The following is a 25,476-nucleotide window of genomic DNA, read 5'->3' on the forward strand; positions in this document are numbered from 1 at the left end:
GCTCACGTCGTGGACGAAGCCTCGGGCCAGGCCCGCTCCAGCTCCCTACGAAAAGCAACATGCCGCGGATAGCGGGTGAACCAGTCGCGGTACCAGGACAGTCCGGCGGTATCGCCGCGGGCCAGCGACAGCGCCAATGCACCGTCGGCCAGCCATTCGGCAGCCTTTTGGTATTCGCCTCGGCGCTTGTCCGACACGATTGCATCGACGTCCCGGCCGAGCTGGCCCAGCGCCGCCTCAAGCCGGGACTCCAACGCCGCAGGTTCCGGGACTTCTGCACGGATCCGTGAGGCGAACAGTTCGGAGAGCGTCGGGGCCCCTTCCTGGGCCGGTTCCCCATACTGCCGGAACATCATGGTGCTCCGATCGACTTTTTCCAGATAGCCGTTGGCCCAGTCGATCGCGTGCTGTTCGCCGCCAAGCGCCTTGGAGGCGGAAACCAGCAGGTAGGGCACCAAGACCGCGCTGGAGACCTCGCGCTCGCGCTGGGTCGGCGGAAGCGACAGCAGCCGCGTGGCCCGCTCTTCCCCTCCGGCGAGCAGCAACAGGGCGCTGAACAGTGTTCGTCCCAAGGGCTTGGTCTGCTGGTCGGCATCGGCGTGTGCAAGTTCTTCGGCCATGACATGCATTGGGCTGCCCTGCTGAGCGGCGGCATGATGCAGCGCCAGCAGGCGGGTCTCGCTCGGTTCGCTGCGCCAGGCAATACGCCGGGCTTCAAGTACGGCAGCGTTATCCGGTGCGCTGAGTTCGGCCAGTTCCTCGGCGACGGCCGCCCGGTTGCGGGAGCCGAATGCCTCGGTCGTCAGCGCCTCCCGCGCTGCATCCACGGCCCTGTCAGTGTCGCCGACGGAGCGCAGCGCCTTGACCCATTCGAGGTACAGGCTGCCCCGTCCCGGGCCGGGCTGGCGCGCCAGATTCCCCAGGGCGTCCGGTCCGCCGGACATGATGGCGGCTTCGACCAGCAACGTGCGGACCAGCTTCTTGCTGCGATCCGCGTCGGAAAGCGCCCCGACCCACAACGGCAGGAACCCCTCAAGATTGGGAACATCCTCCGGTGCGCAGTCGCGGATGTCCTGCAGGCTCGGTTCCTCACCGGGCAACGGGAGCCTGGTCCATTGCCTGGACAGCTCGTCGGCGCGCTCAACGGGCGCGCTGGTTTCGTAGACGGCCCGCAGGTACTGGCTCATGGCCTCGTGGAGGTTGGCATCCAGCATCACCACCGCCGGTCCCTGCCCGGCAAAGGTCCCGACCTCGTCGTCGAGATCCAGGGCGTCGAAGAGCTTGCGGTAGGCGGTTCGGGCCAGGCCTATCTCACCGTTGCTGAACGCCTGGCGCGCCGCGTGGAAGTAGTCGTCCATCTCGTCGGCCCAGGACTCATTGCCAAATGATCGTTGGTCGTGGATCTCGTCGTCCCAGCCGAAACCCTCGAAGAAATAGCCTGACTCAATGCGTTCGGCGAGGTCGTCGATGTCGGCCAGCAACGGGTCGGAATCCACAGGCCACGTCAGGTTGCGGTGGGCGGGGGAGACGCTTGCCTCCGTGTGGTGCACCTCCGAGATGCGGCCGGGGGCGGGGAAGATGTCCAGGAAGGTGCGGCGTTCATCGGCGGGCAGGTTGGCCGCGTGGTCGAGCAGTGCCCGCTGCATCTCCGGCAAGCTCAGCCGTTCCAGCCGCTGCTCCAGGTGGGTGAGCATCTCGCGAAGGCTCAGCGGGTTGCTATCCATCGGTTGCCTCCTCGCCGGGTACGTGGGGGATCAGGCCCATGTCGAACGCCTTGCGCTGGATCTCGACCGGGAGCTGGCGCACATCCACCGCCAGGCCGTCAATGAGCAGCATCCAGGTCAGCGGGTTGTCCTTCAACAAATCGGGATGCGTGAATTCGGGATCAAATATCCCGATCTTCAGCAGGTTGCGCACGATGGTGCCCTTGTTGCCCATGGTGGTCTTCTTGACGCCCAGCAACTCGGCCAGTTGCTCCGCACCCAGGTGCATCGGCTGCGACTTGTCGAACAGGAAGTTCTGCGCCGCCAGCGCGTAGATGACCCCGCTGGCCCAGATCCGCAGATCCCCGCGCAACAGCGGGGAGGGGCGCTTGCGCGCGAGCTTGCCGACGACGTTGCGGCACAGCTGGGCATACTTGTCATCCAGGTGCGTCAGGCAGAATTCATCGGTGATCCCGATGACCGTGTTCCCCTTTTCCTGCACCTCCTTGGGCATCTTTGGATCCTTCAGCTCTGTCACCGAGCCCCCTTGCTGTGTTGTTCCATCTCTTTCTCCAGCAAAACAATACACAGGCGCAGGCCGGGGACTTGAGCGCCGTGAGCGCGGCCTGTCACGAAGCCGGGCCATGGGCCTGGGCGACGGCCCGGCTCTCGAGCCAAGTCGCGATGGGTGGGAAATACCACGACGTCAAAACACTTGAAGCTACAACAAAATGTTGTAGAATTGACTTCATCAATAAGCGGTCGGCGGCGCCATGTCGAGGTATCAGGTGCTGTCTCCGCGACCGGAGCTGCATCAAGCTGAAACTCGGTCCCGGCTCCCCGAACACTATGAACGGATTTCCCTATGACCAACGCACTGCGCGACGTACGCTCAACCGGATGGACCACCAGCGAGACTCCCGACGCGGTCGTGCTCTTCCTGCACGGCTTCGGCTCCAACGAACAAGACCTCAGCGGGCTGGCACCGGCCCTTGGCCTGAGCCTTCCCTGGGCCTCGCTGCGTGCACCGCTCGAACTCGGCAACGGCGGCGCGGCTTGGTTTGAGATCACCACCCCCGGTGCCCCGGATGCCGCCCCGGTCGAGGCGGCGACCGCCGCGATCTGGTCCTGGATCGACCAGAACGTCGACCCGGCCACCCGCATCATTCCCGTCGGCTTCTCCCAGGGCGGGCTCATGGCCAGCCAGCTGCTGCGCACCCGCCCCGAGCGCGTCATCGCCCCGGTGATCCTGGGCGGATTCGTCCTCGGTGCAACCCAGCTCGGCGACGAGTCGCTGCGCGAGAACCTTCCGGCGGCGTTCTGGGGCCGCGGCTCCGAGGACCGGGTCATTGCTCCGGTCGCGATCGCCCGCACCACCGAATTCCTGCCGGCCCACACTTCGCTCGTCGAGAAGGTCTACCAGGGACTGGCCCACGGCATCAACGCCGCCGAGCTCGACGACGTCCGCGACTTCATCACCGCCCATATCGGCGCCGAGGTGGTCTCCGGCGCATGAGTGCCGCCAACCCGTTTGAGATCGGGATCTTCACCTTCGGCGAGCTCACCCGCGACGCCGCCGGCAAGCCGATGGATGCCGCCACGCGCATGCGCGACATCCTCGAGTGGGCGCGGGTGGCCGACGAGGCCGGGCTGGATGTCTTTGGCGTGGGGGAGCATCACCGCGAGGACTTCGCCGTTTCCTCCCCTCCGGTCGTGCTGGCGGCTGCCGCCGCGCAAACGAAGAACATTCGCCTGACCAGCACCGTCACGGTGCTCTCCAGCGCCGACCCGGTGCGCGTGTTCGAGGACTTCGCGACCCTTGATTTGATCAGCTCCGGGCGGGCCGAGCTCACCGCGGGCCGCGGCGCCTACCTGGAATCCTTCCCGCTCTTCGGCCAGGACCTGCAGCGCTATGACGAGTACTTCGATGACCGGCTCGAGCTGCTGCTCAAGATCCGCGACGAAAATCCTGTCAGCTGGAATGGCAGCACCCGTCCGCCGCTGCACGATGCCGGGATCTGGCCGCGTCCGGTGCAGGACTCCCTGCCGATCTGGGCGGCCGTGGGTGGCACGCCGGCCTCGGCCGTCCGGGCCGGAAAGCTGGGCCTACCGCTGTACCTGGCGATCCTCGGCGATCCGCCGCGCTTCGCGCCGCTGGCCGAACTCTACCGCCGCTCCGCCGTGGACGCGGGCCGGGAACCCGGGCGGATCGGGGTGACCTCGCACTTCTACGTCGAGGAGACCTCGCAGGGAGCCCGCGACACGTTCTTCCCGCACTACAGCTCCTACATCGGGCAGAATATGCCCCGGGCAGGCCGGCTGGACCGGGATGCCTTTGAGTCCTGGGCATCCCCGCGCGGGGCCCTGTTCGCCGGCAGCCCGGCCCAGATCGTGGAGAAGATCCTCTGGGAGCACGAGATCCTGGGGCACGCCCGCTTTCTGGCCCAGGTCGGCCTCGGCGGCCTGTCCCAGACACATACGCTGCGCTCCATCGAACTGCTTGCCACCGAGGTGCTGCCCGCCGTCCGGGCGGCCTTGAAAAACTAGCCGTCAAGGTACGGTCAACCGGCGATCAAGTGCCGACCGTAGCTCCAAGGGGAATTTTCTTGAATGCGCGGTTCTGTCGCAGGAAGGATTCCCGGAGCGAAGTAGGCACCCCGCGGCAGGGGTGGTTCCGTCCCGAATTGGTCAGCAGCAGTGCTTATGCTCCCCAGCAATAAACATTGCTGGATTGATTTGGTGCCCTGACTCAGACTTGATTCATGGACGGTCGCGCAACACCGTTCCGCTCGGGGAGGACGTTTGTCGGCAGTTCCGAGGGGAATCCGGGATCCGGCCTGGAACTTCCTAGGGCGCAGCGGCGCCGGTCATGGCCCGCACCGCGTCGCGCAGCGGTTCCTCGACCCGGGCAACGTATTCCTGACGGGACTCGCGTGCCATCGGGGTCGGGGCGCTGAAGGCGGCCAGTTCTCCGCGGGGTAGTTCGAAGGCCATGGACATCGTCCGGATCCCGGCGGTGTGCTCCTCCTCCACCAGTGCATAGCCGCGCGTCCGGGCCAGCTGGACCTGTTTCAGGATCTGCCCAGGGTCGGTCAGCGTGTGCTTCGTGCGGGGTTCGGGCTCCGTTGCCTCCAGCAGCCTGGCGGCGCCGTCGCCCGGCAGCAGGGAGAGCATGGCCCGGCCCATGGCCGTGCAATAGACCGGCAGCAGCCGGCCGCGCTGGACCTGGATGGCCAGCTCGTGGTTCGTTTGGATGTCCAGGACGTTGAGCACCTCGTGGCCCTTGAGCAGCGTGAGCGTGCTGGTCTCGTTGATGCGGCCGGTCAGTTCCTCCAGAACGGGACGGGCCCGCAGCGTGGGGTCGTTTGCGACCAGGAAGGGATCGGAGAGCTCGAGCAACCTGGCCTGGGCCGAAAAGCGTCCCCCATGGTGGGCGAAGTACCCCAGCTGGGTCAGTGTGCTCAGATAGCGCCGGGCGGCCGCGGGGGACATGCCCACCCGCTCGGCAACCTCGGAGAGGGTCAGCGGGGAGCCGTCAAAGACGGAAATCACCGCCAACCCGCGTTCGAACGCCTGGACGTACTCATTGCGGGGTGACCCTGCATCCATGGTGTTGTCCTTCAAGTGGCTTAATAGTCGCGATATCGGGGACACAACCCTTGACGGGAGAGCTGCGTCACATCAATACTGTTTCGTGTAGCGAATATCATTTTCGCACAACGAAACCGAAAGGTGAAGAGATGCGCCGAAAATTGTTCACGGTCACCGCATCCGTCTCGCTGTGCCTGGCTGCGACCCTGGCCCTGGGCGGCTGCGTGGTCCTGCGTCCCGGCGCCTCCGCCAACGAGGCGGGCGCGGAACAGGTCGAAGCACACACCCAAATCGTCGAGCTCCCGGAATCGGTGCGCGACCGGGGGACGCTGGTGATCGGATCCCAGCTCGCCTCCCCGCCGCTGATCTTCCAGCGCGAGGGCGGCAACAAGATCCAGGGCATCAACAAGGACATTGCCGACGAGGTCGGCAAGCGCCTGGGCGTGAAGATCGAATGGAAGCAGTTCCCCTTCGCCGGGCTGATCCCCGCCGTGCAATCCGGACAGGTGGACGCGGGCATGGATTTGATCGGCGACACCGACAAGCGCCGGGCCGCCGTGGACTTCGCCAACTACATGAACCAGGCAACCTCCCCGCTGGTGCGCCGCGGCAACCCGCATGACATCAACTCGGCAGCGGACCTCTGCGGCCTTCCCGTGGCCATCGTCCGCGGCGGGGTCCAACTGGAACTGGCCGAGGAAACCAGCAAGAATTGTGTGGCCGAGGGCAAGAAGCCGGTGGAAATCAACCAGTACGGCGCCCCGGGCGACGCCCGGCTCTCGGTGCAGGCGGGCCGTGACGCGGCCTTCCTGGGCAACACCCCGGTGATGCGCTACATCTCCGAACAGGAAGCCACCCGCTCCGTCTTCGAAATGGGCGGCGAAGCCACCTACCAGCTGCAGCCCATCGGCATCATCACCTCCAAGGGCAACCGAGAGGTCCACGATTCGATCCAGTCGGCCCTGGACCTGATGCTGGCCGACGGCACCATCGCCGCGATCCTGAAGGAATGGCGCACCGAGGACCTCGCCCTGGACGCACCCGCAAAGGAATCCAAATGAGCAACGCATTGCTGTCCCAACGCCAGACGGCACTGGCCGGGGCCACCGACCGGGTGGCTGCCAAACGCCACCCCTGGCGCATCGTCTTCGGGCTGCTGGCCGCCGTCGTGGTGGTGTGGGGAGCGCTGAACCTCTGGCTCAACCCGGCCCTGGACCACGCCACCATCCTGAAGTACCTCACCGCCGAGTCGATCCTCACCGGCGTGAAGAACACCATCGTGCTGGCGGTCATCGCCATGGTCATCGGCACCGTGGGCGGCTACCTGGTGGCCGTGATGCGGCTGTCCCACAACCCCGTGCTGCGGGCCATTGGCTTCGGCTATGTCGCGTTGATCCGCAGCATCCCGCTGCTGGTGCTGATCCTGTTCATGGGCAACCTGGCACTCTTCTGGTCGCGGGTGGACATCGTGAACCCGTTCAACCACGACGAGGTCTGGGCCGGCTGGGACATGAACGACCTGGTCACCCCGTTCATCGCCTCGATCCTGGCGCTGGCCATCAACGAGGCCGCCTACATGGGCGAGGTCATCCGTTCGGGCCTGCGCTCGGTGGACCAGGGCCAGCGCGAAGCCGCCACCGCCCTGGGCCTGGGCTCGCGGCACACCATGTCCAAGGTGATCCTGCCCCAGGCCATGCGGGTGATCCTGCCGCCGGCCGGCAGCCAGTTCGTGACCATGATCAAGATGACCTCGCTGGTCTCGGTGATCGCCGGTGGCGACCTGCTGACCGAGGCGCAGAACATCGCGGCCACCAACCTGCGCACGCTCGAACTGCTGGTGATCGCCTCCGCCTGGTACCTGCTGGTCACCGGGATCGCGACCATCGGCCAGTCCATCCTCGAACACCGCCTTGAGCGCGGCCAGAGAAGGGTATCGATCTGATCATGGCACCGACCACATTGCTGGACATCTCCGAGGTCCACAAGTTCTACGCCAGCCACCATGTGCTCAAGGGGGTGAGCCTCCAAGTGCCCGAGGGCACGGTGGCCTGCCTGCTGGGCCCCTCCGGCTCCGGCAAGTCCACGCTGCTGCGCTGCATCAACCACCTCGAATCCATCGACGCCGGCCGCATCACCATGGACGGCACCACCCTGGCCTACGAGGAACGCAACGGGCAGATGCACCAGCGTCCGCGGACCACGGTGGATAGGCAGCGCCAGGACATCGGCATGGTGTTCCAGCACTTCAACCTGTTCCCGCACTACACCGTGCTGCAAAACATCACCCTGGCCCCGAGCCTGCTGAAGAAAACCTCCAAGACCAAGGCCACCGCACGGGCCCTGGAACTGCTGGAGAAGGTCGGGCTGGCCGACAAGCGCAACGCCTACCCCTCATCCCTCTCCGGCGGGCAGCAGCAGCGCGTGGCGATCGCCCGGGCCCTGGCCATGGAACCCAAGGTCATGCTCTTCGACGAGCCGACTTCCGCCCTGGACCCCGAGCTGGTCGGCGAGGTGCTCAAGGTGATGAAGGACCTGGCCGCCGGCGGGATGACCATGATCGTGGTGACCCACGAAATGTCCTTCGCCCGCGAAGTGGCCGACTCCGTGGTCGTCATGGATGCCGGGATCATCATCGAATCCGGGACACCGGCCCAGATCTTTGACAACCCGCAACAGGAACGCACCAGGGACTTCCTGCGCCACGTGCGCTGAGACCCGGGACCAAGAAGAAGGAAGACATCACGTGAAAAGCTCACTCGTCCTGCTGGGCACCGGCGGCGGACCCACCCCCAAGTCCGAGCGCAATGCCGCCTGCAACGCGATTGTGGTGGGGGACGCCACCTACATCATCGACGCGGGCAACGGGATCGCACGGCAAATGGCGTTCGCGAAACTGCCCTTCGATTCGATCCGGGCCATGGGAATCACCCACCACCACTCGGACCACAACGCCGATGCCGGGACGCTGCTGCACCTGGCCTGGTGCGCCAACCTGCAGGGCCCGGTGGAAACCTTCGGCCCGGCGCCCTGGTCGAAGATCTGGGAATCCTTCCTGGCCTACGCCGACACCGATGTCCAGATCCGCAAGGTCGACGAGGGTCGCCCCGATTTCGCCTCCATGGTCACCGCCAGGGACGTGGTGGACCCCGGCGTGGTCTACGAGGACGACCGCGTGCGGATCAGCGCGGCCTGGGTCAACCACCCGCCGATTCCGGCCCTGGCCTACCGGGTGGACACCGAGGACCGCTCCTACGTCATTTCCGGCGACACCACCCCGTGCGAAAGCCTCATTGAGCTGGCCCGGGGGGCGGATGTGCTGGTGCACGAGGTCATGCACATCCCAAGCATCGACCCGCTGCTCAAGCGTTCCAACGGGGCCCGGCTGCGCGAACACCTCATCAATTCCCACACCTCCTCCACGGACGTCGGCGGCATTGCCGAACAGGCCGGCGTCGGGCAGTTGGTGCTCTCGCACTTCGTGCCGGGCAGCCCGGCGGTTCCCGAGGAGATCTGGCTTGCCGATGCACGGGCGGGCTTCGGCGGGAAGATCGTGGCCGGCCGGGACCTGATGGTCATCTAGCGCGGAAGAACCCACCGCGTGCTCCGCTACGCGGTGGGTTCTTCCGCGTCGGGGCCGGGGTCCTCGATGGCCTTGACGTCGATCAGCCACTCGATGACCAGCTTCGTCATGGCTTCGTCCTTGAACGCGTACCAGGCCTCGCGCTCGAGGGGGAAGGATTCCAGCGCGTCCTTGAAATGACGGAAGGGCTTGCTGCGGATCAGCGCCTGTTCAAGCCGACTCCGCGCCTCGCCCTCGGGCAATCCGGCGGTGAAGTCTTCCATGTGCCGGTAGGACTCGTAGGATTCGATGCGGTCGATGGAGGCATAGTTGCCTTCCTCGATGTCCTCCATGTCCAGGTCTTCCTCGAAGCCGGGCAGCACGACATCGCCGGTGTCCAGATTCAGGTAGAACTCCGCGCCCATCGAACCGTCGTCCTACCATGGCCCAGGGGATTCGTTCCAGATCCAGGTCTGCTCGTGCGGTGACCGGAAAAGTTGACGGTGTCCTGAATCGTGCCACGCTGGAAGGGTGGTTGAGCGTGTCAGGTGCGCTGGCTGCGCCCGGCGGAAGGTCAACGGCTGCAGCGGATCGTGCGCCGCGGTGAATCCAAGACCGGGGGCAACGTGGTGCGCTGGCGGCGTGACACGAAGCTCCCGGCCGCGGCGGGAGCAAACTCGGTACCGGTGATCGCGCGCCTGGTGGCAGCGGACGAAGACACCGTGCGGAAAGTGATCCGCAGCTTCAACAAGATCGGCCTGGACTGAGCGGACCCTGCCGGTTCGCGGTTCCAGGGAGCACAGAGGCAACCCGCGCACGTAGGCATCGGATGCCCCAGTGGGTGGTTCAGTTGTTCCAACGGTGCGTCCAGACGTTGATGGAGGGGTACACAGATTGTTAAATGTCCGCCGGGCGGCAACTCCCTGGGACCAGGGAATTGCCGCCGGGCGGACGGTGTCTGTGGTGCGGAGTCCAGGCGCGTCAGTCGGTGCGGACGGTGCTGGGGTCGACGTTGCGGGCAGCGAAGATCAGCAGCCCGGAGGCCAGGATGGGGATGACACCCCACCACAACGTGGCATTGATCCAGCCGCTGCCTGCGGCCAGGGAGGCCGTGATCAGCAGGCCGCCGATGATCGCACCGACCTGGCCCGCGGCGTTGATCAGCGAGCTGCCGGTGGCCCGGGTATGGACAGGGAAACTCTCACCGGTGAAGAACATCAGGGCCGAGAAGGGGCCGATGAGGAAGAACAGCCCGGCACTATAGAGGGCGATGATGAGCGGGAAGTTCCCGTTCGGGGCTTGGAGCATGGTGAAGAAGGACCCGGCGCACAGGATCCAACCGATGCCAATGGCGTTGCGGCGTCCGATTCGGTCACCCAGCCAGCCATGGAAGAGGTATCCGGCGAAGGCCGTGGCATTGGAGATGATCAGGACCAGCAGCGCGTTGCTGAACTCGATGTCCTTGCCGTCCGGTGCCGTCAACAGCGAGGTGCCAAGGATCGCGAAGGACAGGACACCGAGCCAGTTCAGGAGGAAGGCGCCACCGATCGTCACGGTGGAGCGCAGCGATTCCCCGCGGAAGACCGAGGCCAGGGGACTGGCCTTCTCGGAGACATCGATGCCGTACTTCTGTCCGAGCAGCTGTGCCTCTTCCAGTTGACCGGCCTTGAGCATCCGGTCGATTTGGTGGCGATGGGAGAACTGGGGGCTTTCCTTGAGCCAGCGTCCGGCCCAGAGGATGAAGACGGCGGGGATGGCCGCGACGACGAAGCAAAGCTGCCATCCGCCGATGGGGAAGAGCAGGTAGACGGATCCGGCGGCGAGTACGGAGCCGACCGGCCAGCCGGACTGGACCAGCGAGTAGACCAGCCCCCGGCGCTTGGCCTTGGCCGGGTCGCTGTTGTGGGCGAACATCTCGTTGAGGTAGGCCGCGTTGATGGCCTGTTCGGCGTAGCCGAGGCCGGCCAGGGACCGCACGAGGACCAGGAAGACGAGTCCCAGTCCGGCGGCGAGGCCGATGACCCAGCCGACCATGGCGGTCAGCAACGAGGCCACGGCGGCTCCGGCCACGGCGATCAGAATGCCCTTGCGCCGGCCGATCCGGTCCACGATCGGGCCGATCGCGAAGGCCACGATGGCCGTGCCGGCCGTGACCCAGGTGTTGACCTCGGTCGAGTGGGCCCCTGTCCATCCGAGGTCCTCGGCGAGCTGGGGCAACAGGTTCCCGAAGAGGACGAAGTCGTAGACGGCGAAGGTCCAGGCGAAGAAGCAGATCCAGGTGGCCAACCGGACGTCCTTGGGCCGGACATCCGATTCGACGAATTGAGTGTGTTGCGCAGTAGACATGACGATTCCTTGAGGACGGTGGGGAAATGACAGGGTCAGGGTGGCAAAGCGACAGGGGGCAGGGTGGTGGATCAGGAACGAAAGGGGGCGGACCGGCGACCAGGCAATGACGCTGGCCTCCAATCCGCCCCCCTTTTCCGCTACGGCTTCGGGATCAGTTGATGGGACTGAGCTCGGAGGCCACGTTCTTCCGGAGTTCGGCGGTGGCGACCAAATCGACCGTGAGCTGGTCGTTGACCTCCTTGAGGACCACGCCGTAGTCGCGGGTGGCGGCCTCGGCGGTGGTGAAGCCGTCCAGCACGTCCTCGAGGACCTTCGAGGGGTCGCGCTTGAGCGGATCGCCGAACCCGCCGCCGCTGGGCACGGTGATCTGGAGGGAATCGCCGGCCGTCAACTGCCAGCCGGTGACCTTGGAAGGCCATGAGGCCTCCCCGTCCCGGCCGGGGTTCTTCACCAGGGACGCGTTCAGGCCGTCGTGTCCGCCGTAGGCGCCCCAGGGAACGTCGGAGTCGTGGCGCTCACCCTCGCAGGTGACCGCGGTGTCGGTCAGGAAGGTGTTCTCCCGCACGATGCCGATGCCGCCGCGGAACTCGCCGGCGGCTGCCGGATCGTCGCGCAGCTCGTAGCGGTCGGTGCGCATCGGGAAGCGCCACTCGAGTTCCTCGATCGGGTTGTTGCGGGTGTTGGCGATGAGGTTGTCCACCGAGTCCGGCCCGTCCGAGTGCTGGCGCCCGCCGTAGGAGCCTTCATTGACCTCGAGGTAGACCCAGTACTCGCCCTGCTTCTGGTCCCAGCCGGAGTAGGACATGAAGTGGATGTGCGCCGAGTTCCCGGCGGTGACCCGCTCGGGCATCACCGGAGCCAGCGCCCGCAAGGCCAGGTCCACGGCCCGCTGCACCTGGGAGAACCGGCTGAAGGTGGCCGCCGGGTAGGTCGGGTTGAAGATGGTGCCTTCCGGGGCAATCACCTTCAGCGGCTTGAGCATCCCCTCGTTCTGCGGGACGAACACCGGGAAGGCGACCTCGTCCAGGAACATCATGCGGGTGATGAAGGTGAACGCCGAGACCGTGGTGCCCTCGAACGCGCAGTTGTAGGCGGTGGGCACCTGTTCGGAGGATCCGGTCAGGTCGTAGGTGATCTCGTCGCCCTCGACGATGACCTTGACCACGATGGGCAGTTTCTTGCCGTAGTTGCGCCCGTCGTCGTCGAGGTAACCGACCTCCGTCTCGTACACGCCGTCCGGGACCTTGGCGATCTCCTGGCGCAGCATCCGCTCCGAGTAGTCGATCCAGAACTGGCCGGCGTCGCGGACCGCATCCAGGCCGTAGCGTTCCACCAACGCCAGGTAGCGGGACCTGGCCAGGTCGCAGGCGGCGATCATGGCCTGGAAGTCGCCCTCGTTGGAGGTGGGTGTCCGGGTGTTGTTGAGGATGTGCTGGATCAAGGACGCCTGGCGGACGCCCTTCTCGTAGACCTTCACCGCCCGGAAGATGGTGCCCTCGGACTGGATGTCCTGGATGTCCACCATCAGCCCGGAGAACGCCCCGCCGTTGTCGATCAGCTGCCCGGAGGCGCCGGCGAAACCGACGAGTTGCCCGTCGTGGAAGATCGGGGTGATGATCGCCACGTCCGGGGAGTGCGTGGCGCCCAGGTACGGATCGTTGTGCAGGATGACATCTCCCTCGTGGATGTCATCGCCTAGGACCGAGATGACGCCCTTGACGATCTTGGGCATCGAGCCCATGAACATCGGGGTGGAGTCGGATTCGGCCAGCACGTTGCCGTCCTTGTCGAACAGCCCGGCGCCCAGGTCCTCGGACTCGCGGATGATCGAGGAGTAGGCCATGCGGAAGAGCACCGAGGCCATCTCCTTGGCCGCGGAGTTCAGGGCGCCGCCGATCACGCGCATCAGGATCGGGGTGGCCAGCTGCTCGGCGGTCTGGGTGACCGCCGGGCAGGTGATGACCAGGTTGCCGGCCTCGTCGACCGCCCCGATGAAGGCCGGGGGAATGACCGTGGTGGAGTCGTACTGCTCGATGACGGCGGGGCCGGCAAAGGTGGTTCCCACGCCCATCTTGTCCCGGTCATAGAAGCCGGTGTCCAGGGTGACCGGCTTGCCGTCCTGCTGGAAGATCACCGGACGGGTCTCCACCAGGGCTTCCTCCAGGGAGCCGGACTTCGTCGCCTCCGGCGTGGGCAGCTCGTCCATCACGGCCCGGGCCTCCACACGGATGTTGATGATCTCCACGGTGCCGTCCTTGAAGCGGTGGCCGTACTCCTCGAAGTGGGCGTCGTGGAAGGCGGCCTCGGCCTGGTCCAGCCAGGCGGTGGTCACCGGACCTTCGGGGACATCGAAGCGAATCTCGTAGCCCTGGCCCTCATAGCGGGCGTCGGCCAGCCAGTCGATCCTGCGCCGGTCGGCGGGGACTTCCTCGGCGTCCAGCTGGGCATTGGCGTCGCGCTCCAGCTGTTCGAAGGACGCCTGGATGGCCGCCGGATCGGCGTCGGCGAACCGGAAACGGTTGGTCGCAACGAACTCGTACTGTTCGTCGGTGGCCAGCAGCCCGATGCCGGCGATGATACCCGGGTGGGCCGGGACCAACACGTGCGGGATCTCCAGTTCGGCGGCGATCTCGCAGGCGAACAGCGCGCCGGCGCCGCCGGCTGCGACCAAGGTGAAGTCGCGCGGGTCGTAGCCGCGGCGCACCGAGTTCTGCTCGATGGCCTGTGTCATGCCGAACTTCTGGATCTGCAGCGCCCCCAGGGCGGCCTCCTCGACGGACATGCCGAGCTTGTCGGCCAGTTTCTCCATGGCCGTGCGGGCACCGTCGAGGTCCATGTCCAGGCCCGAGCCGGCCAGCATGCGGTCCGGGCGCATCCGGCCCAGCAGCACTTGGGCGTCGGTCGAGGTAGGCTCCGTGCCGCCGCGGCCGTAGCAGACCGGTCCTGGGACGGCACCGGCCGACTGGGGTCCGACGCGGAAGACGTCGCCGGCATCGACATAGGCAATCGAACCGCCGCCGGCGCCAATGGTGTCGATGTCCACCATGGGGACCATGGCCTGGTGGTCCCCGATCTTGGTGTCCAGCAGGTGGCGCATGCGCAGCTCGCCCTGGTAGGCGACGCCGATGTCCGCCGAGGTGCCCCCGATGTCCAGGGTGACGACGTTCTCGAAGCCGGACTGCTTGGCGGCCCACATGCCGCCGATCAGGCCCCCCACCGGACCGGACATCATCAGGGTGACCGGTCGCTTTGCGGCCTCACGGATGGGCACCATGCCCCCGGAGGACTGCATCAGCAGGATCTCGCGCTGGTAGCCCAGGCCTTCGGCCTGTTCCTGCAGACGGTGCAGGTAACGCGAGACCCGCGGCCCGACATAGGCATTCAGGGCGGTGGTGGAGAACCGCTCGTACTCCCGGTACAGGGGGACGACCTCGGAGGATAGCGAGAGGTAGGCCTCGGGGAACTCCTCGTTGACGATCTGCCCGATGCGCTGTTCGTGGGCGGGGTTCAGGTAGGAGTGCAGCAGGCACACGGCGATGGCCTGGACTCCTGCGGCCTTGAGCTCGCGCACCCGGGTGCGGACCTCGTCCTCGTCCAGGGGAACCAGGACCTCGCCGTGGGGGGCGGTGATGCGTTCCTTCACGGTAAGCCGGTGGCGGCGCTTGATCAGCGGTTTGGTCTGCCACGGCAGGTCCTGCTGGAGGGAGAAGTTGTGCGGCTTCTTGTGGCGGGCGATGTGCAGGATGTCCCGGAATCCCTCGGTGGTGATCATCCCGACCTCCGCCCCGGTGTGCGTCAGCGCGGTGTTCGTGGCCACCGTGGTCCCGTGCACCAACTGGTCGATCTCCGACAGGGGCACGCCGGCCTTCTCACAGAGCAACTTGATGCCGTTGACCACGCCCTCGGACGGGTCGTGGGGAGTGGAGGGAACCTTCTCGACGACGGCGATGCGGCGTTCATCATCTGAATAGTAAAGGTCGGTGAATGTGCCGCCGACGTCGACTCCGATGCGCTTCATGATGGGTCCTTTCGATAGGGGGATGCCCAGGATTGTGGTGGAAAAAGGAATGGCTTGGGGCGAGGAACAGGGATGCAGGGAATGGGGCCCGTACCGGGCCGCGGATGGGAAGGATGGTCCACAGTGGTGGGGCCTCCTCAGACAGGTCATGTGATCCGGCTCACGCGACGTTGCTTAGGTAGCAATCTAATGCCCCTCTGAGCAACAAGCAATGCCTAAGTGGGATCCATTCGATAGTTTTTTGGGTGCGCGGTGGCCCGTCGCGATCGCCACCCCCGCTGCTGCCTGCGTATTCGGCGATCCAGTCCGGGTGGCCCGTGGGCTGGGCGCCGGGTGTCGTCTCGATGGGCTGCTGTTCCCGATCGGGGGGATGGCCGCCCCTTCAGTGTCGCCACGACCCCCGCGCCTTCATGTCGGTCTCGATAGGGGAGCTGCGGGCCGGTGGCCGCGGCAATATGAGCGCCATCCACGGTCTCCTCTCGGGCCCACGCGGTGACAGTGCCACTGGACGGACCGACGCCCCCGATTGCCGGCGCGGGAGGGCGGCCCCGCTAACCTTCGGCGCGAGAGGGGGCCACGGCTTTCGCCAGGGGCCCAGCCCCAATCCTGCTGCCCGGCCTGGTGATCACTCGGGCGGAGGGGCGGCCTCGCGGAACTGCGGGCGTTGAGCAGCTGCCGATGTCCGCACCCTGCCGTGCGGTGGGCCCGAGAAAAATTCGGGTTCCGGGCACCTCTGGCGCTGGGCTGTGATGTGGGTTATAGTACTTACCAGAGCAACGCCGTTGCTTAGTTAGCAACATTCCAATGGATGAGAGTGGAGAGAAAAATGACTGAAGCGACAGGGAAGTTCAACGACATCGAAGCCCGCCTTGCAGCAGTGCTGGAAGAAGCGTTCGAAGCCGGAAACAGCATCTACAACGAGCGCGGTTTCAAGCGCCGGATCGGCTACGGCAACCGCCCCGCCGTCATCCACATCGACCTCGCCAACGCCTGGACCCGTCCGGGCCACCCGTTCAGCTGCCCGGGCATGGAGACGATCATCCCGAATGTGCAGCGGATCAACGAAGCAGCGCGCGCCAAGGGCGTCCCGGTCTTCTACACCACCAACGTGTACCGCAACCGCGACGCGACCTCCGGCACGAACGACATGGGCCTGTGGTACTCGAAGATCCCCACGGAAACCCTTCCGGCGGATTCCTACTGGGCGCAGATCGATGACCGCATCGCGCCGGCAGAGGGCGAGGTCGTGCTCGAGAAGAACCGTGCCTCGGCATTCCCGGGGACGAACCTCGAGCTCTTCCTGACCTCCAACCGCATCGACACCCTGATTGTGACCGGTGCGACCGCAGCCGGGTGCGTGCGCCACACCGTCGAGGACGCGATCGCGAAGGGCTTCCGCCCGATCATCCCCCGCGAGACCATCGGCGACCGTGTCCCGGGCGTCGTGCAGTGGAACCTCTACGACATCGACAACAAGTTCGGTGACGTGGAGTCCACGGATTCGGTGGTGCAGTACCTGAACGCACTCCCGCTGTTCAAGGACACCGTCCCGAAGACCCTCTCGGATCCCCAGCCCGAGGTGGAGGCTCCGGCAGATCCGGTCTTCGCCGAACAGTACTAACATCGTCCTACCGGCCGGCGGCCCTGGGCCGTGGCGACAACAGTCCGGCACCCCTTGGTGGGTGCCGGACTGTTGCGCATCCGGGAGGACATGGAAGTCTCGGGCATCCGTGCGATGGGGTTGACGGCAACTCCTGGACACGGGTTCTGCATCACTCGGCCCGCGTGAGCACTCCTTTCCGCTCTTCGCCATTCTCGGCGCAGGCCCGCATGGCCTGCTCGAACTCCACCGGCGGGAGCATCCCAAGCCTGGAATGTCGCCGTCGGCGATTGTAGAAGTCCTCGATCCACCACGGGACATTGGCCTTCGCCTCGTCGCTGGTTCTCCAGCCCGCCAGTCGAAGAATGCGGTCTTCAGCGTCGATCAGAGCCACTCCTGCATGGCGTTGCCACAGTCGGTACGCCTCACCGATTACAGGATGCCCAGGTCCCTGGCGGCCTCCCAAGGCTGCGTCGAGGTGAGCTGCGCCCTGCGATCGAAATTAGGCCGGAACCGGCATAATTCCGATCGCGGCAGCCAATACACTTCGACCGCTTTCCAGGGGTGGTGCGTGGCTTCCGGGGTGCGGCAGTCGATGGGGAAAACAAGGGTGCTGGGGTAATACCGTCGCCGAGTCTGCCTTTTCAACGTTGAAGAACGAGATGCGTCACTATCGGGCGTTCACCCACCTCAGCGCGGCTCGTACCGCTGTCATGGAACATATCGAGCTCGGGTACAACCGGCGCAGGACCCACACGAGCAACGGCGGAGTCGGCCCGCTGGCCAGGCTTGAACGCTACCGTGTTGCCCAGGTTCCGGTCCTCGCGGCCTAAATTACTGAAAGGAAATCAAACAAACTGTCTCAAAAAGCTTGACCAGCTCACGTAGTGGTAGCTGTGCAGCGGGAGGCCCTTGAGGGGGATCTCGGTGAATCGAAGGTTGTTCGGGGGCAGCTTGATCAGCGCCGTGGACAAGGTGCGATTGATGGAGTTGGTGGCCAGGGATCCGACGAAATAACCAATGTTGTATTGAGTCATGGGGAGAATCCGACAGGTGACACCACGGGCGGCGTCCATAGTGTCAGAGCGATTTATGGTGAATGCGCGGCGCTCTGAAACGGTCGACCCAGCAGGGATGGTGATCGCCAGTGGCATCGAGCCGCAGCTCTTGGGCGAAGAGCTGCGACGTCCTGGGTGGTGGACCCGGTTGCCGTGGTGCGATGCCGTGCAATTTGACGCCGTCCGACTGGAGCCCTCATGCCGACCATGCCGGCCTGCGACGGCATGAAAAGTATCCAGGACAAAACGGGCAGGAAAACTTAACTACGCAACGATTCGTTGATACCCGCGGCCTTTGGCCCGGCTTGCGTCGTCGCCGGGCGTCGTTGGCCAAACCCAGCCGGCGGATGGGAATTAGGCTACGTTGTCACCGTTCCCGTGCTGAAGACCGAGGCGAGCCGACACCGCACGGGCAGTCTCCTTGGTCGCCTCCGCCAGCTCGTCTCCGATTCCCAGATGCTGTACGCGGGAGCGGGGGGCACTGACGGTGATGCAACCGGCGATCCTGCCACGGTAGTCCCGGATGGCGGCCGAAACCCCGAATTCCTCGTAGGTCGTTTGGCCGTCGTTGACGGCCAGGCCAGCGTCCCGGATCATGGCCAAATGGGCTGCTGCGTCCGCATAGCCGCCATCAATACGGTCCTGCTCGGTGACTTCGATGCTCCCGGAATCCACCAGTTGTTCCACGGTCCCCATGTCCAGGGTGGAGAGGAATATCCGCACCGACGAGGAAGCCCAGCGCGTGTAGCGCGTACCGATGTGGGCCGAGTGCTTGACCTGGTGCGGGCTGGCAACCTGCTCAATGACCACGGCCTCGTTGCCGTTCCACAGTGAAATTGCCGAGGTTTCGCTGGTGCGTGCAGTCAGGTCCTCCAGATGGGGAAGCGCGGCACGGCGCACATCCAGTTCCGCGAGCAGCGGTGCGGCAAGTCCCAGCAAGCCGAGCCCCAGGCGGAAACGCCCGCTGCCCTCGTCGCGCTGGACGTAGCCGGCCTCGGCCAATCCGTTGAGCATGCGCGACACCGTGGACTTGTGCAGACCGACCCGGTCGGAAATTTCGGTGACTCCAAGAACCGGGTGGGCGGTGGTGAAGGCCTCCAGCACCGCCAGCCCGTTGAGCAGTGAGGCAGCTGCCCCCTGCGGTTGCGTGCCAACGCGTTCGGTCATCGGTCTGGCTCCTCATCTGTGGTTTTGGAGTTGTTGCGGTCTTGCCGAGTCGCAGCGTTCGGCGTACTCAATGTTCCCATAAGCGACCGCGGAAGCCGCCCATGTGGACTGCGTCACAAAAATTTCCCACAAAACCCTTGCGTGTTGCTGAGCAGAGAACTGTGTTGATGTCACAACAACAAGTTTGCGAATGTAAATCCAACGACAGGGGGCAAGATGTCGGAAAACGCCCACGCAGAACTCGAAGCCCGGCTGGAAGCGCTGCTCGAGAAGGTCTTTGCGGCGGGCACCGAAGAGTACAACAAGCGCGGATTCAAGCGCCGCGTTGGCTACGGAACCCGTCCGGCCATCATCCACATCGACATGGCCAACGCTTGGACCCGCACGGGCCACAACTTCACCTGCAAGAACATGGATGTCATCATCCCGGCCTGCCAGGACCTGAATGCCGCAGCACGCGCCAAGGGCGTCCCGGTCATCTTCACCACCACCACCACCTCGTTGTCGGGGAACAACAAGGTAGCGGTCAACAGCTAGTCGAAGTCGCAAAACGTCCCATAAGTGATCTGTGCAGAAGCTGGTCACGTCAACCGTGCATAATGGTGCGCGGTCGATGTGGTCCGCTTTTGCCTACCGGCAAGAGGCTGCCGCCCCCCAGTGGTGGGAGCCCCCAAAAAAGCTATCGCCCGCAGAGATGCGGTATTTTCCCCGATTGAAAATGAGGCGAGTCAACCATGAAGCAGCACCAGCACGGCACCGAACCTTCCCCGGTCCGTTTGGGCCCCGATCCTTCGCCTCCCGAAGACTACGGGGTAAAACCGGAAACGCTGCGCCGGGCGACCCTTGCCGGCTTCGCGGGCACCGTGGTGGAATGGTTCGATTTCGCTGTCTACGGCTTCATGGCACCGATCATCGCCCAGACGTTCTTCGCCTCGGAAAGCGTCGTCATATCCCTGTTGCAGACCTTCGCGGTTTTTGCCGTGGCCTTTGCCCTTCGCCCGGTGGGTGGAGCCTTGTTCGGCATGCTGGGGGACCGGCTGGGTCGCAAGCAGGTGCTGATCACCACGGTCCTGCTCATGTCAGGATCCACTGCCGTCATCGGGCTGTTGCCCGGCTACCAGCAGATCGGCGTGTGGGCGGCGGTCCTGCTCACGCTGGCGCGCTGCGCCCAGGGCCTGTCGGCCGGCGGCGAGTATGCCGGGGCGGTCACCTATGTCATCGAGCATGCCCCGGCGCATCAACGGGCCCGGTGGGGTTCGGCGATGCCCACCGCCACATTCTTTGCCTTCGCGGTGGCGGCCCTGCTGAGCTTCCTGCTCTCCGCCGGGTTGGGGCAAAGCGCCATGGAACAGTGGGGCTGGCGCATACCATTCCTGGTGGCCGCGCCCCTGGGGTTGGTGGCCTTCTGGATCCGCCGGCGCCTGGATGAGTCCCCGCTCTTCCAGGAGATCAAGGATTCGACCGCGGCCCCGGAGCATGCGCCCCTGCGCACCACCCTGGCCGAACAGGGCAAGCCCATGCTCATCCTGGGCGGATACATCTCCCTGACCGCGCTGTCGTTCTATATTTTCTCCACCTACATGACCACATTCCTTCGCAATGTCGTGGGGATGGACGCCACCTCCGTGCTGTTGTCGAACGTGATCGCGCTGTCGTGTGCCGCAGTGCTGGCGCCCTTCGTTGGGATCCTGTGCGACCGGATCGGACGGCGGCGGACCATGTTTGCCTCGGTGTTCCTGCTGATCCTCACCGCCTATCCCGGCTACCTGCTCGCTTCCTCGGGGACCTTCGGTGGAGCGCTGGGCGGCCAAATCATGATCATGCTGGGTACCGTGAGCGCGAATGTGGTCACCGCGGTGCTGCTTACCGAGGTCTTCCCAACCCGGGTGCGCTACACCGCGGCCGGAATCACCTACAACATCAGCTACGCGCTGTTCGGCGGCACCGCCCCGTTCATTGCCACCTTGCTGATTGACCTGACCGGCTCGCCCATGGCCCCGGCGGTGTACCTGACGGCTATCGCAGTGGGCGCCTTTGTCGCGGCCATGCTCCTGCCCGAAACCTCCGGACGCCGCTTGGGTGCCGGCGTGGACGACGGCTCCATCACCACGGCTGCGGAGCCTGGCCCGCGCTAGTTCCCGCCGCCCGGTGCGCAGGCACGGCAGCCGACCCCGAACGCGGGGTCGGCTGCCGTGCCATGCCTGGATTCCTGGACGTGGTTGTTCGTCCCGAATCAGTGATCCACAACTTGCATGTCCTTGACATGAGGCGGTTTTTGGCGCTGGGGGACTGTGCAATCGTGGGGTGACCTGCGGTGTTGCGGCAGCTCGAAACCAGCCCGTGAGACCGGTCAAGAAATTCGTCAGCTCCATATCATGGCGCCCTGAGTGCAGCTGGGTTGGACACAGGGCAAAACAGTCTGGTGTTGGGCTTCCCGCAGTGGATGGGCCAGCCCCGGAATAGTTCCAGCAGGGCTTTCATTGTCGCAGCACCGCCCCTAACGCCTGGGCACGGTCACCGGTTTACTGGCATGCTCCAGTCCCCATCACCTTCTGGTATCCGGGTAAGCCATCAGGCCCATCAAACCTCCCATCAAACCTCCCTTCGAGTTCGTCCCGACTGCGTCGGGGATATGGCAACGCGCCTCGTGGCGCACTGGAAGCTCTCGGTCTTGCCCTGGGTTGTGGGCTTGTACGGTTTGCCCGTGATTATGCTGACACCCAGGGACGGCATGTGGGTTACCAGCTGGTGCACCGCACCCGCCTGCTTGGGATTGGGGCCGTCCCGTTGTCAGGAGGCGCTGGGGCACCCGCATGCCGCGATGCCTTTCTTCACGACCGCTATGGCCAATTCGCTGGTTTCTCCCGAAGCGGCCAGGGTGGCGACAGCCAGCCGGGAATGATCATTCTGGAGCTGGAAGACCACGCACTTGCGTCCACCGGTCAGGACGTATTCGGTGGCGTCCAGTTGCCAGCACGCGTCCGGGGCCGGATGGACGAAGCGACGCCACGCTGCGCGTGGTTTCTTCTTGGACCGGCAGGGCGGCGCGCGAATGACAAGGTGCTGGGCTCGGGCCGAAGCCCGATCCCAGCACCTATGGGTTGGAAATTACTTCTCGGCCTTCTCGACCGGGTCCGGGTCTCCGATGTGGCCTTCGGCGCTGGAGTCCAGGACGCGCTCGACGAAGGCCGCGTACTCGCGCATGTAGTGGGCCAGGAAATCGGCCGTCCCACTGTCAGTGACGGTTCCGTCATCCTCGAAGAGCCCGGGCTTGAAAGCGATGTACGCCTCGGGGGAGTTCAGCTGCGGGGCGTCCAGGAAGCTGAGGACGCTGCGCATGGAGGACTGCATGACCGCGGTGCCGATGGCGCCGACGGATGCCCCGACGATGCCCGAGGGCTTGCGGGCGAAGGAATTGGTGCCCCAGGGGCGCGAGCCCCAGTCGATGGCGTTCTTCAGCGCGCCGGGGATGGAACGGTTGTATTCGGGGGAGACGAACAGCAGGCCGTCGGCCGATTCGATGGACTGCTTCAGTGCCGTGCCCTCGGGAGGGTAGCTGGCGTCGAAGTCGTAGTTGTACAACGGGAGATCCTTGATGGGGATCTCGGTGAATTGAAGGTTGTCCGGTGCCAGCTTGATCAACGCCTTGGACAGGGTGCGGTTGATGGAGTTGGCGGACAGCGAACCGACGAAATAACCAATGTTGTAGTTAGTCATGGGGACAGTCCAACATGGGAAATACCGGCACGTCCATAGTCGGAAAACCGAATTTTTGGTGAATGTGCAACCCGGTCAAGTGGTGGTTTCGAAACGGCTGCCGGGACTCTGCCTCGGATGGGGACCGCTCACCGCAGCGGCACCCGGGGACGAACAGCGACAGGTCGGCCAATCCCAGAACGCGGCAGTGGACTTGGAAGCCAACCTTGCCAGCCGCAAGATGCGGGCGGGAGATTCAACGATTCGTCCGTCCTCGTCGTGGCGTGCAGGCCACCGACCCCTTGTAGACTTCGGTCAATGCAAGATCGCGCCACGTTGCAGCGAATTGCCCGGTGCACGCCCTTGCCCAAACGCGTTGATGTTCTGGGCGATTTCCATCGCCCGACGCATGAAGGTTTGGCGCGCATGGCCGGAGTGATGCGGCGTGGCGAGGACGTTCGGAAGGTCCGCGAAGCGCGAGACCGATTCGGGGGCATCAATTCCCTCGGGGGCGTCCCACCAAACATCCAGGGCCGCACCGCCGATCGTTCGATCCCGAAGAGCCGCATACAGCGCATCCTCGTCAACGATGGCTCCGCGGGAGACGTTGACGAGCAGTGCGTCGCCGCGCATTTGCGTGAATTGCCTGGATCCCATCAGACCTCGGGTTTCATCGGTGAGCGGCAGGCAAAGCACCACCACGTCGCTCGCTTTCAGCAGCTCGGGCAGGTCCTCCATGGGATTGACCCACTCGAGGCCCGCATCCAGGGCAGATCCGGCCTCGGGGTTGCGGCGCACCGCAACCGCCGTCATGCCAAGCCCCGTGCACATGCGCACCGTCTCGGTGCCGATTCCGCCGAGCCCCACGAACCCGATGGTCAGCTCATCCAGCGTGCGGTGCAGCGGCGTCTCCAACTCGGTGGCCACCGAGCGCCACATACCCGATCTCATTTCCGAGCTCACGTCGAGCAGCCGCCGCTGGTGCGCCAGCACGACCATCAGGATGTGCTCGGCGATCGAGCGCTCATGGTGTGCGGTCCGCAACACCACCGTCCCTTGCCGGAGGTCTGCGACGGCTACCCGGTCGGCACCGGAGCCGGTGATGTGCACCAGTCCCGCGGGGGAGGCAGCCGCGTCCGCGGAGCTTAGCCTTGCGCACACCAGCACCTCGGCGCGGGCAATAGCGGCGGACTGCTCTTTCGCGGGCCGGCCGGCCACGAATTCCCAGTCGTTGCCCAGGGTGTTTTCCCGCAGCAGGTCCGCGAACCTGGAGATGATGGGGTCGGTGACAACGATGCGCATGCCGTTCACCAGCGCGGGGTGGTGAGCTGGAAGTCCGCGTGGATGCTTTGCATGTATCCGGTGTCGTCGCGCTTGGTCAGCCCGCAATCCAGGTACTGCCGGTGCATCCGGGCAAGCGCCTCTTCGTCGAGTTCGATGCCCAGCCCCGGCTTGGTGGAAACCTTGACCGAGCCGTCCCTGATTTCCAGGGCACCCGGGACGATGACGTCATCGCCTGCCGGTTTCCAGGGCCAGTGGGTGTCGCAGGCGTAGTCGATGTTCCTGGTGGCTGCGGCCAGCTGGATCATCGCGGCGAAGCTGATTCCCAGGTGGGAATTCGAATGCATGGAAAGGCCTAGCCCGAAGGTCTCGGCAATGCCCGCCAAAGCTTGCGAGCGCCGCAGCCCTCCCCAGAAGTGGTGGTCCGAGAGGACAACATCCACTGCGCCGGCGGCGATGGCCGGCGGGACGTCGTTGAACGAGACCACGCACATGTTGGTGGCGATGGGGAGATCGATTTCCTTGCGCACCGCGGCGTTGTCGGCGATCGACAGGCAGGGGTCCTCGAGGTATTCCAGCACCGGCTCCAGCCGGCGTCCGATCTTGAGGGCGGTCTCGACGGTCCATACGCCGTTGGGATCGATGCGCAGCGGCATTCTTGGGAATGCCTCGCGCAGGGCCTCGATGGTGGCCGCCTCGATTTCCGGCTCGAAGACTCCGCCCTTGAGCTTGAGCGCGGTGAACCCGTACTCGTCCACCATCTTGCGGGCCTGGGCCACGATTCCGGACGGGTCCAGGGCCTCGCCCCAGGCATCGGGTTCCTGGCCCGGGTGCCCTGCCCACTTGTAGAAGAGGTAGCCGCTGAACGCGACCTCGTCCCGCACCGCTCCGCCCAACAGCGTGCTTACCGGCACGCCCAGGGTCTTTCCCTGGATATCCAGGCAGGCCACGTCGAATGCCGAGAGCACCCGGTCATCCAGGGAGGTGGTGGTGACCATGCCCCCGGTGCCGTGCCCGCCGATTCCCGAGTCCTCGCGCAATGATTCGGAAACCAGCGTGGCGACCTGGTTGATGTTGAAGGCGTCCGCACCCACCAGCAGGGCACCGGCCCGGTCCAGCCTGGCCACGTGTGCCTCGTCCCCGTAGGTTTCCCCCAACCCATAGGTGCCGTCCTGGGTGCGGATGACCACGATGGCGCGCAGCGCGAAAGGTTCGTGCACTCCCACGGAGTTCAGCAGCGGGGGATCGGCGAACGCCACGGGAGTCACGGTGATCTCGGTGATGATGGCCCGATTGGTGGCTGTTGCGCGTGGTGAAAGGGTGGAGAGCGAGCGGTCTGCGTCAGATTCCGACATGTTGGGGCTCCGTATCAATGGGGTGGTTAGACTCACCCTAGGAGAGTGCATCGATGCATGTCCAAGCTAAAATTGGCAACCAATCATTCAAGGAGTGAA

Annotated in this window: 20 protein-coding genes and 4 pseudogenes; 11 read left to right on the plus strand and 13 right to left on the minus strand. The window is 65.2% G+C overall.

Annotation, left to right across the window (positions count from 1 at the left end):
- Positions 1-2: 2 nt before the first annotated feature.
- On the minus strand, positions 3-1,724 hold the full coding sequence (locus JOF46_RS04475) for a hypothetical protein (protein WP_209906218.1): 1,722 nt from the start codon (positions 1,722-1,724) through the stop codon (positions 3-5).
- Entirely contained in the window at positions 1,717-2,241 is a 525-nt protein-coding gene (locus JOF46_RS04480; protein WP_209906219.1) for a DUF6398 domain-containing protein, read from the minus strand. The genes JOF46_RS04475 and JOF46_RS04480 overlap by 8 nt, the downstream gene beginning before the upstream one ends.
- 327 nt (positions 2,242-2,568) lie before the next feature.
- Here JOF46_RS04480 and JOF46_RS04485 point away from each other — a divergent pair, with 327 nt between their 5' ends.
- Positions 2,569-3,219, plus strand: a complete 651-nt coding sequence (locus JOF46_RS04485; protein ID WP_209906220.1) for an alpha/beta hydrolase — start codon at positions 2,569-2,571, stop codon at positions 3,217-3,219.
- Entirely contained in the window at positions 3,216-4,250 is a 1,035-nt protein-coding gene (locus tag JOF46_RS04490; RefSeq protein ID WP_209906221.1) for an LLM class flavin-dependent oxidoreductase, read from the plus strand. Before JOF46_RS04485 ends, JOF46_RS04490 begins: the two co-directional genes overlap by 4 nt.
- A gap of 300 nt (positions 4,251-4,550) precedes the next feature.
- Here the strand turns inward: JOF46_RS04490 and JOF46_RS04495 are convergent, their stop codons facing one another.
- The gene (locus JOF46_RS04495) at positions 4,551-5,312 is read right to left on the minus strand and encodes an IclR family transcriptional regulator (protein WP_209906222.1); all 762 of its coding nucleotides are present in this window, start codon (positions 5,310-5,312) and stop codon (positions 4,551-4,553) included.
- A 131-nt stretch (positions 5,313-5,443) separates the two neighbouring features.
- On the opposite strand from JOF46_RS04495, the gene JOF46_RS04500 reads away from it, so the two are divergent.
- From JOF46_RS04500 to JOF46_RS04515, 4 genes are read left to right on the plus strand one after another with little or no spacing between them, the layout of a single operon-like run.
- Positions 5,444-6,355: an ABC transporter substrate-binding protein gene (locus JOF46_RS04500; protein ID WP_209906223.1), complete on the plus strand. Its 912-nt coding sequence runs from the start codon at positions 5,444-5,446 to the stop codon at positions 6,353-6,355.
- The gene (locus JOF46_RS04505) at positions 6,352-7,236 is read left to right on the plus strand and encodes an amino acid ABC transporter permease (protein WP_209906224.1); all 885 of its coding nucleotides are present in this window, start codon (positions 6,352-6,354) and stop codon (positions 7,234-7,236) included. The genes JOF46_RS04500 and JOF46_RS04505 overlap by 4 nt, the downstream gene beginning before the upstream one ends.
- Before the next feature lie 2 nt (positions 7,237-7,238).
- Entirely contained in the window at positions 7,239-8,006 is a 768-nt protein-coding gene (locus JOF46_RS04510) for an amino acid ABC transporter ATP-binding protein (protein WP_281070088.1), read from the plus strand.
- Positions 8,007-8,037: 31 nt separating this feature from the next.
- Positions 8,038-8,874, plus strand: a complete 837-nt coding sequence (locus JOF46_RS04515) for an MBL fold metallo-hydrolase (RefSeq protein ID WP_209906225.1) — start codon at positions 8,038-8,040, stop codon at positions 8,872-8,874.
- Between the two features lie 26 nt (positions 8,875-8,900).
- Here JOF46_RS04515 and JOF46_RS04520 read toward each other — a convergent pair whose 3' ends face one another.
- On the minus strand, positions 8,901-9,278 hold the full coding sequence (locus JOF46_RS04520) for a UPF0158 family protein (protein WP_209906226.1): 378 nt from the start codon (positions 9,276-9,278) through the stop codon (positions 8,901-8,903).
- 123 nt (positions 9,279-9,401) lie between these two features.
- On the opposite strand from JOF46_RS04520, the gene JOF46_RS04525 reads away from it, so the two are divergent.
- Positions 9,402-9,620 carry a hypothetical protein gene (locus JOF46_RS04525; protein WP_209906227.1) on the plus strand — a complete coding sequence of 73 codons (219 nt, stop codon included), beginning with the start codon at positions 9,402-9,404 and terminating at the stop codon, positions 9,618-9,620.
- Positions 9,621-9,834: 214 nt separating this feature from the next.
- Here JOF46_RS04525 and JOF46_RS04530 read toward each other — a convergent pair whose 3' ends face one another.
- Positions 9,835-11,199 carry an MFS transporter gene (locus JOF46_RS04530; protein ID WP_209906228.1) on the minus strand — a complete coding sequence of 455 codons (1,365 nt, stop codon included), beginning with the start codon at positions 11,197-11,199 and terminating at the stop codon, positions 9,835-9,837.
- Between the two features lie 154 nt (positions 11,200-11,353).
- The gene (locus JOF46_RS04535) at positions 11,354-15,220 is read right to left on the minus strand and encodes a hydantoinase B/oxoprolinase family protein (RefSeq protein ID WP_209906229.1); all 3,867 of its coding nucleotides are present in this window, start codon (positions 15,218-15,220) and stop codon (positions 11,354-11,356) included.
- Between the two features lie 826 nt (positions 15,221-16,046).
- Between JOF46_RS04535 and JOF46_RS04540 the strand changes: the two genes are divergently transcribed.
- Entirely contained in the window at positions 16,047-16,841 is a 795-nt protein-coding gene (locus JOF46_RS04540; protein ID WP_209906230.1) for an N-carbamoylsarcosine amidohydrolase, read from the plus strand.
- Positions 16,842-16,992: 151 nt separating this feature from the next.
- Here JOF46_RS04540 and JOF46_RS22825 read toward each other — a convergent pair.
- Positions 16,993-17,169: pseudogene (locus tag JOF46_RS22825) on the minus strand (IS3 family transposase); the annotation flags it as partial.
- Between the two features lie 171 nt (positions 17,170-17,340).
- On the opposite strand from JOF46_RS22825, the pseudogene JOF46_RS04550 reads away from it, so the two are divergent.
- Positions 17,341-17,653 (plus strand): annotated as a pseudogene (locus JOF46_RS04550) (integrase core domain-containing protein); the annotation flags it as partial.
- 51 nt (positions 17,654-17,704) lie between these two features.
- On the opposite strand, the pseudogene JOF46_RS04555 reads toward JOF46_RS04550, so the two are convergent.
- A pseudogene (locus JOF46_RS04555) lies at positions 17,705-17,857 on the minus strand (ACP phosphodiesterase); the annotation flags it as partial.
- Positions 17,858-18,232: 375 nt separating this feature from the next.
- On the minus strand, positions 18,233-19,045 hold the full coding sequence (locus JOF46_RS04560) for an IclR family transcriptional regulator (protein ID WP_209906233.1): 813 nt from the start codon (positions 19,043-19,045) through the stop codon (positions 18,233-18,235).
- Between the two features lie 216 nt (positions 19,046-19,261).
- Here JOF46_RS04560 and JOF46_RS04565 point away from each other — a divergent pair, with 216 nt between their 5' ends.
- Both JOF46_RS04565 and JOF46_RS04570 read left to right on the plus strand, forming a co-directional pair.
- Positions 19,262-19,582 (plus strand): isochorismatase family protein, encoded by a 321-nt coding sequence (locus JOF46_RS04565; protein ID WP_209906234.1) that lies wholly within the window; start codon positions 19,262-19,264, stop codon positions 19,580-19,582.
- A 197-nt stretch (positions 19,583-19,779) separates the two neighbouring features.
- Positions 19,780-21,180 (plus strand): MFS transporter, encoded by a 1,401-nt coding sequence (locus JOF46_RS04570; protein ID WP_209906235.1) that lies wholly within the window; start codon positions 19,780-19,782, stop codon positions 21,178-21,180.
- Positions 21,181-21,703: 523 nt separating this feature from the next.
- On the opposite strand, the pseudogene JOF46_RS22135 reads toward JOF46_RS04570, so the two are convergent.
- From JOF46_RS22135 to JOF46_RS04585, 4 genes and pseudogenes are all read right to left on the minus strand, one after another.
- Positions 21,704-22,102 (minus strand): annotated as a pseudogene (locus JOF46_RS22135) (transposase family protein); the annotation flags it as partial.
- 51 nt (positions 22,103-22,153) lie between these two features.
- On the minus strand, positions 22,154-22,762 hold the full coding sequence (locus JOF46_RS04575; RefSeq protein ID WP_209906236.1) for an NADPH-dependent FMN reductase: 609 nt from the start codon (positions 22,760-22,762) through the stop codon (positions 22,154-22,156).
- 294 nt (positions 22,763-23,056) lie between these two features.
- Entirely contained in the window at positions 23,057-24,043 is a 987-nt protein-coding gene (locus JOF46_RS04580) for a 2-hydroxyacid dehydrogenase (RefSeq protein ID WP_209906237.1), read from the minus strand.
- 5 nt (positions 24,044-24,048) lie between these two features.
- Positions 24,049-25,377, minus strand: a complete 1,329-nt coding sequence (locus JOF46_RS04585) for a glucarate dehydratase family protein (RefSeq protein WP_209906238.1) — start codon at positions 25,375-25,377, stop codon at positions 24,049-24,051.
- Positions 25,378-25,476 lie beyond the last annotated feature (99 nt).

The organism is Paeniglutamicibacter psychrophenolicus, assembly GCF_017876575.1.
Taxonomy (GTDB): Bacteria; Actinomycetota; Actinomycetes; order Actinomycetales; family Micrococcaceae; genus Paeniglutamicibacter; species Paeniglutamicibacter psychrophenolicus.